This window comes from Streptococcus oricebi, assembly GCF_017883985.1.
Classification (GTDB): Bacteria; Bacillota; Bacilli; order Lactobacillales; family Streptococcaceae; genus Streptococcus; species Streptococcus oricebi.
In genome coordinates, this window is the sequence record NZ_PRDG01000001.1 from 288500 (window position 1) to 303313 (window position 14814).

At 49.3% G+C, this 14814-nt stretch carries 12 protein-coding genes; all 12 read right to left on the reverse strand.

Going from position 1 to position 14814, the window contains the following annotated elements; translation table 11 throughout:
• Positions 1-4 precede the first annotated feature (4 nt).
• Positions 5-319: a phosphoribosyl-ATP diphosphatase gene (gene hisE, locus C4K46_RS01305; RefSeq protein WP_209626578.1), complete on the reverse strand. Its 315-nt coding sequence runs from the start codon at positions 317-319 to the stop codon at positions 5-7.
• Positions 313-669: a phosphoribosyl-AMP cyclohydrolase gene (hisI, locus tag C4K46_RS01310; protein WP_209626580.1), complete on the reverse strand. Its 357-nt coding sequence runs from the start codon at positions 667-669 to the stop codon at positions 313-315. Before hisI ends, hisE begins: the two co-directional genes overlap by 7 nt.
• Complete coding sequence (gene hisF, locus C4K46_RS01315; RefSeq protein WP_209626582.1) at positions 656-1426, reverse strand: imidazole glycerol phosphate synthase subunit HisF; 771 nt, start codon at positions 1424-1426, stop codon at positions 656-658. The genes hisI and hisF overlap by 14 nt, the downstream gene beginning before the upstream one ends.
• A gap of 2 nt (positions 1427-1428) precedes the next feature.
• Entirely contained in the window at positions 1429-2148 is a 720-nt protein-coding gene (hisA, locus tag C4K46_RS01320; protein WP_209626584.1) for a 1-(5-phosphoribosyl)-5-[(5-phosphoribosylamino)methylideneamino]imidazole-4-carboxamide isomerase, read from the reverse strand.
• The gene (hisH, locus tag C4K46_RS01325; RefSeq protein ID WP_209626586.1) at positions 2126-2749 is read right to left on the reverse strand and encodes an imidazole glycerol phosphate synthase subunit HisH; all 624 of its coding nucleotides are present in this window, start codon (positions 2747-2749) and stop codon (positions 2126-2128) included. The genes hisA and hisH overlap by 23 nt, the downstream gene beginning before the upstream one ends.
• Position 2750: 1 nt before the next feature.
• Positions 2751-3335 carry an imidazoleglycerol-phosphate dehydratase HisB gene (gene hisB / locus C4K46_RS01330; protein ID WP_209626588.1) on the reverse strand — a complete coding sequence of 195 codons (585 nt, stop codon included), beginning with the start codon at positions 3333-3335 and terminating at the stop codon, positions 2751-2753.
• A 15-nt stretch (positions 3336-3350) separates the two neighbouring features.
• Positions 3351-4631: a histidinol dehydrogenase gene (hisD, locus tag C4K46_RS01335; RefSeq protein ID WP_209627109.1), complete on the reverse strand. Its 1281-nt coding sequence runs from the start codon at positions 4629-4631 to the stop codon at positions 3351-3353.
• Positions 4606-5271: an ATP phosphoribosyltransferase gene (gene hisG / locus C4K46_RS01340; protein WP_209626590.1), complete on the reverse strand. Its 666-nt coding sequence runs from the start codon at positions 5269-5271 to the stop codon at positions 4606-4608. The genes hisD and hisG overlap by 26 nt, the downstream gene beginning before the upstream one ends.
• Before the next feature lie 17 nt (positions 5272-5288).
• The gene (locus C4K46_RS01345) at positions 5289-6251 is read right to left on the reverse strand and encodes an ATP phosphoribosyltransferase regulatory subunit (protein ID WP_209626592.1); all 963 of its coding nucleotides are present in this window, start codon (positions 6249-6251) and stop codon (positions 5289-5291) included.
• Positions 6248-7303: a histidinol-phosphate transaminase gene (hisC, locus tag C4K46_RS01350; protein WP_209626594.1), complete on the reverse strand. Its 1056-nt coding sequence runs from the start codon at positions 7301-7303 to the stop codon at positions 6248-6250. The genes C4K46_RS01345 and hisC overlap by 4 nt, the downstream gene beginning before the upstream one ends.
• A 580-nt stretch (positions 7304-7883) precedes the next feature.
• Positions 7884-11519, reverse strand: a complete 3636-nt coding sequence (gene addA, locus C4K46_RS01355; RefSeq protein ID WP_209626597.1) for a helicase-exonuclease AddAB subunit AddA — start codon at positions 11517-11519, stop codon at positions 7884-7886.
• Complete coding sequence (rexB, locus tag C4K46_RS01360) at positions 11516-14800, reverse strand: ATP-dependent nuclease subunit B (RefSeq protein ID WP_209626599.1); 3285 nt, start codon at positions 14798-14800, stop codon at positions 11516-11518. Before rexB ends, addA begins: the two co-directional genes overlap by 4 nt.
• Positions 14801-14814 lie beyond the last annotated feature (14 nt).

Sequence of the window (14814 nt, forward strand, 5' to 3'; positions counted from 1 at the left end):
CCCTCTAGTAATTTTCAATCTCTGGCCGTTCCTGCAAGCGACTCTGCTTGCCTCGGCGGGCCTCAAGCACAACTTCTACATCTGCTGGTGTGACCCCGGTTTCTACTAAGGCTACTGCTAGGTGGTAGAGTAGGTCAGCTGTCTCCTGTGCAATTTCTTCCTTATCAGCATTCTTAGCAGCAAGCAGGACCTCGCTTGATTCTTCGCCAACTTTTTTCAAAATCTTATCCAGGCCCTTGTCATAGAGATAGTTGGTATAAGAGCCTACCTTAGGATCCAACTTACGCTTTAGGGCTTCTTGATATAGGCTTTCTAACATGTCTCCTCCTTGTCATCATCTGAATCGGCAGACCAAATCTGTCTAAAAAAGCAGGATTTGGCTCCAGTATGGCAGGCTACTCCTAATTGCTCTACTTCGATTAAGAGGGTATCGCAATCGCAGTCGGTTCTTATCTTTTTGACTTTTTGAAGGTGACCGCTTTCTGCTCCCTTGTGCCAAAGGGCTTGGCGGGTCCGACTCCAATACCACATTTCCCTCGTCTCTAAGGTCAAACGATAGGACTCTTGATTGAGGTAGGCAAACATCAGGACCTTCTTGGTTTGATAATCTAAGATAATGGCTGGCAAGAGCCCGCCTCCCTTAGCAAAATCTAGTTTAAGTGTCTCCATTGATTCGCACCTCCAATCCCGCCTTTTTCATGGCCTCCTTGGTCTCGGCAATAGATACTTGGCCATAGTGGAAAATGGAAGCGGCCAGGGCTCCTGTTGCAGGTGTTTGTTCAAAGACTTCTACCACATCCTGGCTACTACCCGCTCCACCCGAGGCAATCAAGGGGACAGAGACTAGCTGGGCCACCTCCTGCAACATGGCCAAATCAAAACCGCTCTTAGTCCCGTCCTTATCCATGCTGGTTAGTAAAATCTCCCCAGCCCCTAGCTGGACCGCCTCCTGGACCCAGTCTAAGAGGTCTCGTCCTGTATCCTTGCGGCCTCCAGCCAGATAAACATGCCAAGAATGGTCAGCCTCTTTTTTGGCATCAACAGCAAGGACCACACACTGGCTACCAAATTTTTCAGCACAGGCAGAGATGAGACTGGGATCTAAGAGGGCAGCCGAGTTGATGGCCACCTTATCTGCCCCGGCCTTGAGCATCTGATTCATCTGATCAACCGAGCTGATGCCTCCGCCGACAGTAAAGGGAATAAAGACCTGTTCTGCCACCTGGCGGACCATTTCCAATGTCGTTTGGCGGCCCTCATGGGTGGCTGTAATATCTAGAAAGACTAGCTCATCACAACCAGCCTCATAGTAGGCCTTGGCGGCCTGAACGGGATCCCCCACATCGCTTAGATTGACAAAATTAACTCCCTTGACCACCCGGCCGTCCTTGACATCCAGGCAAGGAATGATTCTCTTTTTTAACATAGCTAGTCCTCAATTTCTTTCATTTGCTCTAGGCTGATTTTGCCAGAGTAATAGGCCTGGCCGACAATGGCTCCAGCTAGACCAGCTTCCTTGAGCTCCTTCAAATCTTCTAGGGAGCTAATCCCACCGGAAGCGATTAGCTGAGCCTTGCTCAAGGCAGATAGCAAGAGCTTATAGTGGTCTAGATTAGGGCCTGTAAGTGTCCCGTCACGACCAACATCGGTGTAGACAAAGAGACCGACGCCCCTCCTTTCCATGTCCAAGGCCAAATCAAGAAAGTTTACAGAATTGGTCTTAATCCAACCCTCGGTTGCGACCTGTCCTTCCTTGGCATCAATACCGACCACAATCTTATCTGCTCCAAAGCGCTCAATGGCTTGGCTGACAAAGGTTGGATCCTTGACAGCCATAGAGCCGATAATGACTCGGTCAATCCCAGCAGCCAGATAATCCTCAATCTGCTGGAGCTGACGAATCCCCCCTCCTAGCTGGATGGCTAGCTGGGTTTCGCTCTTTATCTGGGCAATCAGGTCCCGATTGATGGCTTGGCCCTCTAGGGCCCCGTCCAAATCAACCACATGAATCATCCCTATCCCGGCCTCCTTAAAGGTTTTGGCCTGCTCAACTACCTGAGGGTGGACTACCTGACTCTGGGCAAAGTCGCCCTGAAAGAGGCGGACCGCCTGGCCTGCTCGAATATCAATGGCGGGTAGAATTTTCATAGACATACTCCTTAAATTTTTCCAGAATGCCCAGGCCAACCTGGCCTGACTTTTCGGGGTGAAACTGACAGCCAAAGACATGGTCCTTATGAATCATGGCAGGAAGGTCCAGGCCATAGTCAGCTGTTACATCGATATATTTGGAATCAACATCTGTAAAATAGCTGTGGACGAAATAGACCGTTTCCCCCGCCAAATCTTCCGTCAAGGCTGAGGATTTTCGGACTGTCAGATTGTTCCAGCCCATGTGGGGAACAGGGAGCCCCTCTTGGTCGGGAATTTTGCGACAGACACCGGGAATCAAGCCCAGCCCTTGAGTCTCACCATTCTCCAGGCCGAAGTCAGTTAAGAGCTGCATGCCTAGGCAGATACCCAGTAAGGGTTTGCCTGCTTGAACAGCCTCTTTAAGGGGGGCAAGTAAGCTCCTCTGCTCTAGTTGGGCCATGGCCGACCGGTAGGCTCCAACTCCTGGTAAAATCAAGCCATCGGCCGCCAAAATATCCTGGGCCTGGTCGGACAGCTTGGCCTCTACTCCAATCTTGTTTAAAGCCCGCAGAACATTGGCTGTGTTGCCTGCATCATAGTCAATCACAATAATCATCTTACAAACTCCCCTTGGTCGAATTAACCCCCTGGATTTGGGGATTGATGGTAATGGCCTCCCGCAAGGCCCGACCGCTAGCCTTGAAAAGACTCTCTGCCTTGTGGTGACTGTTTTTCCCATGGAGGATTTTCAAGTGCAGGTTCATGCCTAGATTAAAGGCCAGGGCTTGAAAGAATTCTTCCACCAACTCGGTATCAAATTGGCCCAGCTTGGGATTGGCAAAGTCGGCCTCAAAGACTAGGTAGGCCCGGCCCGATAGGTCCAGACTGGCTAGCCCCAAGGTCTCATCCATGGGAACAAAGCTCGTCCCGTAACGATTGATACCCACCTTGTCTCCCAAGGCCTGACGCAGGGCCTGACCGAGCACGATTCCTACATCCTCAACGGTATGGTGACTATCGACCCAAAGGTCCCCCGTAGCCTTGACCTCTAGGGAAATACGACTATGTCTGGCAAAGAGGGTCAACATGTGGTCCAAAAAGCCGACCCCGGTATCAATCTTTACCGGCTCTTGCTGGTCCAAATGGACCTTTAACTCAATCTGGGTCTCCTTGGTTTGGCGTTTCATGCTAGCTTGGCGCATATTGGCTCCTTTCTTCTACTTCTGGCTTCTAGCCTCAATGGCTCTGGCGTGGCCTGCTAGACCCTCTGCATAGGCCAGACAACGAATATCATCGGCAACAACAGCCAGGGCTTCTTGGCTGTACTGGGTGTACTGGATTCGCTTGATAAAGTCATAGACCCCCAAGGCCGAAGAAAAGCGGCTGGTGCTGGTAGTTGGTAGGACATGATTGGTCCCGGCATAGTAGTCTCCGATGGGCTCACTGGTATAGTGGCCTAGAAAGACCGAGCCTGCATTTTCAACCAAGTCCAGATAGCTATAGGCCTGATCCATGGCAATTTCCAAATGTTCAGGAGCTATCTGATTCATCAGCTCAAACATGCTAGCAAGAGAGTCAGTGATGATTATCCGGCCATTATCCTCAATCGATCGTCTGGCAATGGCTTCTCTAGGGAGGGTCTTGAGCTGGATTTCAAGCTGCTCTTGGACCTGATTAGCCAGCTGGTCTGAATTGGTCACAAGAATGGCCCGTGCCAGCTGGTCGTGCTCAGCCTGGGACAGCAAATCAGCTGCTAGATAGGCTGGATTGGCTGTTTCATCGGCTAAAATCCCAATCTCTGACGGACCAGCAATCATGTCAATACCAACTAGGCCATAGACTAGCTTCTTGGCCCTTGCCACAAAGATATTTCCCGGTCCCGTGATTTTATCAACCTTGGGAATGGTCTCTGTCCCATAGGCCAAGGCAGCAATCCCTTGAGCCCCACCGACCTGATAAATCTTGTTTACCCCGGCTAGTTTGGCCGCTACCAAGATAGCTGGGTTAAAATGCTCCTGGGGTGGAGTAATCATGATAATTTCCTTGACACCTGCAATCTTGGCTGGAATGACATTCATGAGAACTGAGGAGGGATAGGCGGCTGTCCCACCGGGCACATAGACCCCTACACGCTCGATAGGGCGAATAAGCTGGCCCCTGATAACTCCTGGGCTGGGCTGGTCCTCAAAGCCTTGTTCTAGTTGCTGGCGATGATAGGACTCAATATTTTTCTGCGCCCGCTCAAGGGCTGCCAGAACCCTTGTATCTAGCTCTGCAAAGGCTGCCTCAATCAAGGAGTCCCCCACTTCCAAGTCTTGAATAGCGAGCTGATCGAACTCTTGGGAGTAGGCCCTCAAGGCCTCATCACCCCGGATCTTGACCTGACTTAAAATCTCTCTCACCAGGTCATCCACATCTGTCTGTTGCTGGCTGAGGGCCAGCTGCTCCTCATATAAAATACGGGAAATTTCCTTATTTGTTCCGACTAATCTTTTCATCAAAAGCCACCTCTTTTCTTCCGACAAGGGATTCGATTTTCTTTACAAAGGCCAATAATTCAGGCTTGTTTTTCAAAGACGCCTTATTGGCAATCAACTGGGCTGAAATCCGGCAAATATCCTCAAAGACAATCAGACCATTAGCCTTGAGGGTATTGCCCGTTTCAACAATATCCACAATAGCATCCGCTAGACCAAGAATGGGCGAGATTTCCACACTACCCTGAATGGAGATAATCTCCACATCTTCCCCTTTTTGGTGAAAATAATCCGTAGCCACTCTAGGGTACTTGGTCGCGATACGCTTGCGCTTGTGGTCCTTAGGGTCGTAGCTGGCAACAGAAGCCAGAGCAAACTTACAGAGGCCAAAGTTCAAATCCAGCATTTCTAGATAGCCCCGCGGGTGCTCATAGAGGATGTCCTTACCGACAATCCCCAAATCAGCGACTCCATGCCGGACATAGGTAGTCACATCAGGAGCCTTGACTAGAAGGAAGCGAAAGGCCTTATCGGGACTCTCAAAAATCAAGCTCCGGCCCTTGTCTGCCATAAAGGCCATATCAAAGCCAGCCCTGCTTAGGAGCTTGACCGTATCTCGCTCAATTCGGCCCTTGGTCAGGGCAATGGTTAAGGGATTCATTTAATCACATCCTTTCTTTAGTCTGCTAAATCATCGTGGATAGCCAGATAGACACTATCAATATCCAGGCTCCAACCGACCGCTGTCAGGGCCTTGAGGCCAAAGCGTTCAAAGAGACGATCATAGCGGCCCCCTGAGAGGAAGGCATCCGGTACCTTGTCGCCAAAGACCTTAAAGGTCAGGCCGGTATAGTAGGGCATCTGCGACAGTTGGCCCAAATCTAGACTAATTCTCGGAAGCTTGTCCTCTAAGCTCCGTAAGAGCTGCTCCAATTCATCCAAGGCCGCTTCCAGCTCTGAATCCTCTAGACAAGACCTGGCCGCCCTTAAGACCTCCTGGTAGGGACCAAAGAGACTGGGAAGATTTTCCAAAAAATCATCAAACTTGCTGGGCCGAAGACGGGTAAACTCATAGAGGCCGGTGATATTTTTATTGCGAACCAAGTCCAAGAGGCGGGCCCGCTCTTCTCGATTTAGTTCTAGCTGATGACAAATCCTCCTAAAAATGCCTGCATGGGAAAATTCAAATTGGTAGTTCTTGACCTGGGCAATATCCAGGGCTTCCTTGGCCGAGATAATAGCCTCTAAAACAGCACTTTTGGCTGGATAACCGATAATCTCAATCCCAGCCTGGCTGGTTTCATTGGCCAAACCTCGCAATTCTTCATTGTAGACAAAGACCTTGCCCGAGTAGGAAAACTTGGTCGGCAGATGGACCTGGGTCGAGGCAATCACCCGACCAATCTGACTGGTCACATCGGGTCTCAAGGCCAGTAGGTCCCCTTGCTTATCAAAGAGATGATAGTGGTTGGGCTCAATCTGATCACTAAAGACCTCCGCATGCTCCAAAGTAGGAGTATCAATGCGGTTAAAACCCTTGGCCATCAAGAGGTCACTAATCTTTCTTTCGATATCATAGGTGACCCGGGCCCTTTTAAATAATTTATCGTGCATGCCGCTAGGCAGGGTTCTTTTTCTCATTTAAGGGCCTCCTTTATCCTTGCTAGGACCTGCTGCATTTCCTCTGGACGACCGATGGAAATTCTCAGATAGTCCTTGAGCCGCTCAAGCTTAGGAAAATAGCGGACATAAATCTTTTTCTCCTCCAGATACTGGTAGAGGGCCGCCGCAGAAATGCCCTTAGGCTTGACCAAAAGAAAGTTGGTCAGACTAGGCAGCACCTCAAAGTCCAAGGCCCTCAGACCAGCTGTAAAATCGTCCCTTGTCCTTGCAATCCTTTGGTTGATGTCCTCATAGTAGGCCCAGTCTCTAATGGCAGCCAGACCTAAACTGTCTGCCAGGCTATCCACCGAGTAGGGATTGATTGAATTTTTGACTGCCTTGATGACGCCAATCAAGTCTGGACTAGCCACTCCATAGCCCAAGCGCAGGCCAGCCAGGGCCGCATCCTTAGAAAAAGTCCGACAGATAAAGAGGTTGGGGTACTTATCCAGCAGGGGAATGGCTGTCTCTCCCCCGAAATTGATATAGGCCTCATCCAGAACCAGGACCACCTCGGGATTGGCAACCAGCAAACTTTCAATATCAGCCAGCGAGCGATAAAGACCAGTAGGAGCATTAGGATTGGCCAAAACCAGGCCCCCATTTGGCTGCTGATAGTCGGCTAGCTCTATGTCAAAATCTGCCGTCAAGCTGATTTCCTGGTAGGGAATCTGGTAGAGCTGGGCCCAGACCTTATAGAAACCATAGGTCAAGTCAGGAAAGAGCAGGGGCTCCTTATTGTTAAAGAAGGCCAGAAAGGCCATGGACAGGATGTCATCACTCCCATTTCCCAGGATGAGCTGCTCCTTTTGAACCCCCAAATGTTCAGCCAAGGCCTGACTAAGCTCTGGATGTTCTAAGCTAGAATAGCGCCGCAACTGCCCTATGTCATAGTCCTTTAAGACCTGATCCAACTTGGGACTAGGCCCATAGGCATTTTCATTGGTATTGAGCTTAATGATGTTTTTTTCTGCTGGTTGCTGGCCAGCCACATAGGGACTTAGATTTCGTAAACCTTTGATTTGGACCATCTTCTCTTCCTTTCTAATCAAGAAAAAAGGCCCTCGCAAAAAACTTGCAAGGACGCTTGACACGTGGTTCCACCTTAATTCAGCCCGCAGTCGCCTGGGGGCCCTCAGGAAGTTCAGGACTTCCAATCGATAACGGGATTAACCGTCGAACACTACTTTCATTCAGATTTTGCATTCGCACTCAAGAATGTGGTGTCTAAGAATACTATGCCTTCTCAGCCTAGGGCACTCTCTGTTATGGGGTCTTAGACTTTTTCTCTCATCGCTTTCTTTTTTATTGTTGAATATTTTACACAATTTCTGTATAAAAAGCAAGAGCAAAAGTGAAATTTTTACATTTTTATTCTAAAAACCTTATTTTTATTTGTTTTCCTCCCTATCCCTTGGACCTCCTTTTAGGCCGACAGAAGCCTCTTTCTTCTTAGAAAAAGAAAAAAATAAGCCAGGCTTAACCTTGGAAAATCAAGGCTAAATCCTGGCTCAGTTAGCAAAATCGAAAATCTTCAAGCCTTACTAGGCAGGGAAATAGAAGGTCAAGACTGGGTAGTTCCTTTACTTTTTATCAGTCTCCAGCATTTCCCTAATCATCCAGGCGGAGGACCTGGACCTGACTGCCTCCTAGTAAAATCAAGTATTTATCAACCCTATCTAGGCCATAAGAACGCCGCAAGGCTTCCGCATAAAGGTCCATCTGCTGGCGGTAACGGTCTCTCATCTGGCCGGGGTCCTTATATTTATCCGTTTTATAATCAAACAGAACGAGGCGGTCCTCTAATTTGATGTAACCGTCAATAATCCCCCGAATCACAAATTCCTGGCCGCTTTCAGAGTCCTCTTTGAGCATGGCAAAGGGAGCTTCTCGACTAAGACAGTCCCGCTTTTCTAAAATCAGACGTCCCAAATCAGTCTCAAAGAAGGCCAAGACCTTATCTAGATTTAAGGCCTGTTTGACGGCGGGCTCTGCTCCCACCTTGTCCAAACTTTCCTCTATCTGCTCTAGGGTCATAGGCGAGAGCAAGGGCAGGCGCTGCATCAGCTCGTGAAGGGCACTACCGATCTGGGCGGGGCTTGCCTGCTTCTTTTTGGAAAAATCAGGTAGACTAAAGTCCAGCTGACCGGGCCTTGGTCTTAACATCACATCCACGCCCTGGGTTTCCATCAAGGGCTCATAGAGCTCCTTGAGCTGACTAGGGGTGCGGACAGTAGGAAGATTGATGGCAGCCTGGTAGGTCTGGTTAATCCGGTCAACACTCTCTAAAATATCCAGGGCCCTCGCTATATCCTGACTTTGGCGATTGTCCTTGAGGCTTTCTCCTAAGGCTGGAAGGGGCTCTTGGAGCTGGCCGATTTTTTCAGGAGTTAGATCCTGATCAGTCTGATAGCAGATAGTAAAGGCTAGATTTTCCTCAGAAAAGGCAGCCTCAATAGCCAAAATCCAGTCCTGAAAACTATTTAAGTGCTGGCGCTCGGCCAAGGTTAGCCGGCCCTTCTGGCTCTTTTGACTATATTTGTCGGTCAACTTTTCCTCTTGGCCCTTACCGATTAGATAAAGCTTTTTCTCAGCTCGGGTCATGGCCACATAGAGGAGGCGCATCTGCTCTGAAAGGTGGGCCCTTTGGAGCTCTTCTTGATTCCTTTGATAGGGCAAACTGTCGATAGATAGCTGGACCTTTTTGAGCTGGCCTGGCTCAGGCTGGTCCGTCTGGACCTGGGCTAGATATTTAATCCCAATCCCCATTTTACGACTTAAAATCAAGGGGGAACTACTATCTTGCTTATTGAAAGTCTTATCAAGATTGAGTAAAAAGACATACTTGAACTCCAGCCCCTTACTCTTATGGACCGTCATCAGCTGGACAGCATCCTTGGGTGGGGCCAGATGCACACTGGCTAGGTCATACTCGGCCTGCAAAATCTTATCAATCATGTTGATAAAGCGGGCCAAACCCTTAAAGCTAGCCTTTTCAAAATCATTGGCCCTCAGGGCCAGGGCATAGAGATTGGCCTGACGATTGGCCCCATTAGGCAGGGCTCCCACATAGTCATAGTAGAAACGGTCATTATAAATCTTCCAGATAAGGTCATAGAGCGAGTGGGTCTTGGCATAGGTCCGCCAGGTCTGCAAATGCTCCTCAAACCGCTGGACCTTGGCCAGCAAATCAGAAGTAAGCAACTGGGGAGCTGCCCCCTGCCCCTTGATAGCTAGCTGAATTTTCTGGTAAAAGTTCTGCTGGTCTCCAGCTCCTTGAAGGGCTAGCCTGGCCAGATCGTCCTCCTTGAAGTCAAACATGGCTGATTTCAATAGGGCAACCAAGGCATAGTCATTGAGCGGATTATTGATAGTCCTAAGGGTATCAAGCATCACCATGACTTCGACCGCTTGGAGGTAGTTGTCCTCACCCCCATCGGTGACCAAAGGAATCCCGTGCTTGGCAAATTCCTGCAAGATGACATCGTTTCGCGTGCGCGAGGCAGCAAGTAGGGTGATGTCCTTAAATGGAACCTGCTCCTCCTGGTGGAGCCGAATGATTTCCTTGATTACCATAGCTATCTGGCCAGAAGAAAGGGCCGCCTGTTCCTCAGCTTCTTCTCCTCTTTGCGAGTCATCATAGATGAGGAACTCTGCCTGATTTTGCGGGCAGCTGATCCTTTGGCCTTGACTACCAGCTAGAAGATAGTGGCTTTCATTATAGTCAATCTCGCCCAGGGATTCATCCATCAGACGCTTAAAAATAGCATTGGTCACATCTAGCACCGCCTGGTGACTCCGGAAATTTTCCTTGAGTAAAATCAGCCTGCCCGCTTGGGGATTGGCCTGATAGAGCTTGAACTTATCATTAAAAATCTGGGGATCTGCCTGACGGAAACGATAGATAGACTGCTTGATATCTCCCACCATAAAGCGGTTATTGGCTCGAGATAAGAGCTCCAACATCCGTTCCTGGGTATGGTTGGTATCCTGGTACTCATCCACCATAACCTCATGATACTTGTCCTGATAAAAGCTCCTGACCTCGGGATAATTTTCCAAAAGTTCAATAGCAAAATGGCTAATATCTGAAAATTCAAAGGCCCCTTCTTCTTTCTTCCGCTCCAGATAGGCCTGGGCAAAATCAGCCATAAAGGTCTGCAAGAGCTCCAATATAGGCTGGGCCTCCTCATGGTAGCGGGTCTGATAGGCCAGTCGGTAGAGACCAGCCTTGCTGGCCCTAATCTCCTCTATTAACTCCTTGCGGGTCTCATTATAGGCCTCCTTGATTTCTGACAAGTCAGCCTTGCGGCTCAGATTGCTCAAGGCTACCCCCTTGGACTTGGCAAGAACAAGGTCCAAGACCCTTAGGGTCTCTGCCTTAGATGCCCCTAGCTCCAAGCCCTGTAAGTCCTCGAGTAGGTCGGCTAAATTATCCAAATATTTGGCCTTACCAAAGAGGGGGCCATCATTGTCCAAATGCTGCTTAATAAAGTTTTCTAAATCAAAGAGAGCCTGCTGGCTTTTGGCCAATAAGTCCTGGTCAAACTGGTCAAAGTCTAGCTCTTGATTGCCCAGCAAAAAGGTCCCCTCTAACCAAGCCTTGGGATCACTGGTTGACTGTAAAAAACCATAAATCCGATAGACCTGATCTCGAAAGCCCGTCACATCCCTGCCCTTGGCCGTAAAATTATAGACCAGTTTCTTAAAGAGCGGGGCTTCTGGCCCCTGATAATAGCGGTCAAAAAGCTGGGAAAAGACCTCGTTTTTAAGCAGGGTCTCCTCACTTGAGGCCTGTAAAATCCGAAAATTAGGGGCAATGCCCAAGAGATAGCCATACTTTTGGACTAATTTTTGGGTAAAGGAGTCCATGGTCCCAATATCGGCATTGGCTAGCTCGGCTAACTGCTGGGACAGGTGCTGGCGCAGGTCATGTTCCCTGCTTTCCTTGAGGAGCTTGGTCAATTCCTTTTCTAGCCGCTCCTTAAGCTCCCCAGCCGCCTTGACCGTAAAGGTGGAGATAAATAGCTCTCCAATACTCACCCCTCTAAGAATTTTATCGATAATACGCTGGACCATGACAAAGGTCTTCCCAGACCCGGCTGAGGCTGAAACCAGGATATTTTGCCCCCAGGCATAGATGGCCTCCAGCTGCTCGGTAGTCCGCTTTTGCTCTTTTGAAGAGGCCGCTTCTGCTTCTTGCAGGCCCTTGAGCTCTGCTGGACTTAAAAATGCTTTTTTCTTCATTGTCCCAAATCCTCCCTCATCTTATCCAACCAGGCCTCCTTTAATTTTTCCCCTACGGGACGTTTGTCAAATCTTGTCAAATCCAAGCCTAGCAAGTGGCGAGCCTGCCCCAGGTGAAGATTGGCCTCAAAGCCCGTAATAGCCTTGTGCTGGTCCACATAAGGAGCGATAGAACGTCCATTTTCCGTATAGGGATTGATTAGAAAATGACCGGCTAAAATCTGCTGGCTGGCCCGACGGTAAAGGGCTTGATTATAGGTCAGCAAAAGTTCCAGCTCAGCCGCATCGACCTGCTTGGCGCGACTTTTAGCATACAGTCTGGATAGGTGGGGACTCTGCTCACTAGCAAAGAGCCCCTTGTAGGTCATCTCCTCCATGGCCTTTCCTAAAATATCCTCTGCCTGCTGGGTGTCCTTCAAGGCCACCACCGGGTCCTGCATCTTCAGATACATAGCGCCAAAAATAGGAGCACCGGTCGGATTGAGCTTGGGGTCCTGGAGGGCCTGGATGTAGGTCGGCAGTTGGGAATTAAGGCCATTATAAAATTTCTTAAAATCAAAATCAAGCTCCCCCGACTTGTAGTCCACAACACCCAGACTATTGTCAGCCTTGAGGCGGTCAATTCGGTCAATCTTGCCTCGGAGACTAACTGGGCGCTGGTCTGCCAACTCAAAGAAGGTCTGATCCTGACCAAAGCTCAACTCCTCAGCCAAGACTTCAATGGCTGACTGATTCTCTAGGACCTGGCCCAGGGCCTGGGCCTTGTCTAGCAAGAGCTCACGCGCAAACTGACTCTCACTCTTTTCACCATAAATCAGCTGGAAGACCTTTTCTTGACTGGTTTCAGCAATAGCCTCCTCCAAGCGCTGATCAAAGGACAGCTGACTAGCTGACTTTTTCATCAGGCGCTCAAAAATTCGGTGCAGGAAGTTCCCATGACTCCTAGCATCTGGGCGAATGGAGATTTCCTCCTTTAGACCCAAGATATACTTTAAAAAGTAGGAATACTGATGGGCATAAAATTCGCTCAGGGCAGAGACCGAAAGGGTCAGAGGCTGGCCTGGCGGATAAAGAAACTGCAGGGTTTCCTGAGATAAGGGCTGGCTGCCGATTTCCTTACTAATATGAGGAATTTCAATCCCTTGGGTCTCTAGCTTCTTGCGCAAGACCCGTACCACCACCGACCAGAAGGAGGCCTCCTTGCTGGTCCATTCCCGATTGATACTGGCCTGATTGATTTCAATCACCCTGGATAAAAGGGCCCGATAAGTCCCAATATCATCACTAGTGGCCCAGAAATCCTCCGACTTCTTGGTCTCAATAGCAAGCCCTAACTGCTCCAAGTCGAGCAGATAAGAGGAGGCTTGACTCTCACTTTCCTGGACTAATTGAGGATAGGATAAGACCAGGGCCTTGCTGGCTGAATTAAGCAAGGATAAGGCTGCAAAATGGTTTTTCTTGAGATTTTCCTGGCTGGCGATAATTAGCTGGGCTTGCTCTGGACTGGCTTGATTGAGCTGGTCACGCTCCTCGTCTGTCAATAGGCTCTTATTTTGAGCTAGCTTGGGCAGGTAGTCCTGGGTCAGACCCACAGCATAGACCAAGGGGCTGACCATAGGCTCTACCAAATCATAGGATTGCACCAAAACCACATCCAAATTAGCAGGGACCGTCCGATAATTGGACAAGAGCATGCCCGATTCCAACATCTGTAAGAAGTCTTCAAGATTCAATTTTTCCTTGGCAAAGACCAGCTGGAACTGCTCTAGCACATGGCTAAAAGCCTTCCAAACCTCTGCCTGCCGCTCTCCCTCTGAGGCAGTCAAGCCTTCTATGAGCCCTTCTAAATTCTGGCTCAATTCAACCTCTGACAAAAATTGACTGAACTTAAGCAGGAGACTCTGCCCCGACTGGGCCCGCGCCTTAAAAAGGGTTTCCAAGGGCCCCATAATAGCTTCTCGTAATTGATTCAAATACTCAAGGTCAAACTTATCGCCATGATTATGCAGGAAGGGCTGGGAAAACTTGCTAGCTCCCTCTATATCTGCATAGTTACAATACTGCTCAAATAAGTCCAAATCATCCTGGTCCAAGCGACCATAGAGGCCTGTCTTTAGGAGATTGAGCAGGTCCTCCCGCCGAAAACGATAACGCTTGAGCCGCATCAAGGACTCCACAAAATGAACCAAGGGATGGCTGGCCATGGACTCAGCACGCCCCAAATAGTAGGGAATTTGATACTGGTCAAAAATGGTTGCTAGCTGTAAACGATAGGCCTCTACATCTCCTAGCAGGAGGCGAATATCCTTGTAACGATAGCCATCATGGACCTGCTGACGAATAGCCTTGGCTACAAAGTTTAGCTCCTCCTGCTGGCTCTGACAGCTCCAGATTGCTAGCCGGTCTCGGTCGGTAGGCTCAAGCTCTAAATCGGTCTGACTAAAGTCATAACGACTTTCTAACAATTTAGAAATCCTAGCAAAACTATCCAGCTGGGCTGGACCTGCCAGATAAAGGGGCTGGACTTCAAATTTCTGGGCTAGCTTGTCCAAAAAATCCAGGCTGGCCTGGTAGAGATTGCCCAAGCGAAAAGAAGACTGATAGGCCTTTTGACTAGCATAAACGCCAATAACTATCTCCACACCCGCCTCGTGCAAGAGCCCAATCAAGGCCTCCTCCTCGGCTGAAAAACGGGTGAAGCCATCGACAACCACGGCTGTCCTGGCCAACTGCTCCTGGAGATGACCAGCAGTGATTTGCTCCATAAATAGACCCAATTTTGAGCTAGAGTCAAAGTCCTGCTCTCCCAAGGCCTCTTCCACCTGCTCAAAAATCCTTAGAAGATCCCCCCGCTTGTCTGGATCATCTAGATAGGCCAAATCCTCTAGGCTCATATTGGCCTCCTGCAATTCATGATAGAGATCCATCAACTGCTGGATAAAGGCCGGGTCCTTCTTGATTCGCCCATAGGCCCGCAGGTCCTCTAGGCCCAACTTAGAAGTCGCCTTATAAAAGAGCATGCCCAGACCAATATCGTCTAAGACCTGGCCCTTAGGCCTCTCCTTGAGGACAAAGTAACGGGCCATTTGACTAAAACGAGTGACCGTAATGGCAAAAGAGGCCCGCTCTTTCAACTCCTCCAGCACCGAACGCTCCTTTTCAAAGGAGAGTGAGTTGGGAGCAATGTAGAAAACCCGCTTGCCGGCATCAGCTAGCCGACTGGCCTCTTGACTTAAGATTTTTGTCAGTGGATTGCGAATATCCGTATAAAGTAATTTCATCAGCGCCCCTTTTT

Excerpts from the sequence above, each read along its gene's own strand:
- hisE (WP_209626578.1), bottom strand. The coding sequence starts at position 319 with ATGTTAGAAAGCCTATATCAAGAAGCCCTAAAGCGTAAGTTGGATCCT.
- hisI (WP_209626580.1), bottom strand. The coding sequence starts at position 669 with ATGGAGACACTTAAACTAGATTTTGCTAAGGGAGGCGGGCTCTTGCCA.
- hisF (WP_209626582.1), bottom strand. The coding sequence starts at position 1,426 with ATGTTAAAAAAGAGAATCATTCCTTGCCTGGATGTCAAGGACGGCCGG.
- hisA (WP_209626584.1), bottom strand. The coding sequence starts at position 2,148 with ATGAAAATTCTACCCGCCATTGATATTCGAGCAGGCCAGGCGGTCCGC.
- hisH (WP_209626586.1), bottom strand. The coding sequence starts at position 2,749 with ATGATTATTGTGATTGACTATGATGCAGGCAACACAGCCAATGTTCTG.
- hisB (WP_209626588.1), bottom strand. The coding sequence starts at position 3,335 with ATGCGCCAAGCTAGCATGAAACGCCAAACCAAGGAGACCCAGATTGAG.
- hisD (WP_209627109.1), bottom strand. The coding sequence starts at position 4,631 with ATGAAAAGATTAGTCGGAACAAATAAGGAAATTTCCCGTATTTTATAT.
- hisG (WP_209626590.1), bottom strand. The coding sequence starts at position 5,271 with ATGAATCCCTTAACCATTGCCCTGACCAAGGGCCGAATTGAGCGAGAT.
- C4K46_RS01345 (WP_209626592.1), bottom strand. The coding sequence starts at position 6,251 with ATGAGAAAAAGAACCCTGCCTAGCGGCATGCACGATAAATTATTTAAA.
- hisC (WP_209626594.1), bottom strand. The coding sequence starts at position 7,303 with ATGGTCCAAATCAAAGGTTTACGAAATCTAAGTCCCTATGTGGCTGGC.
- addA (WP_209626597.1), bottom strand. The coding sequence starts at position 11,519 with ATGAAGAAAAAAGCATTTTTAAGTCCAGCAGAGCTCAAGGGCCTGCAA.
- rexB (WP_209626599.1), bottom strand. The coding sequence starts at position 14,800 with ATGAAATTACTTTATACGGATATTCGCAATCCACTGACAAAAATCTTA.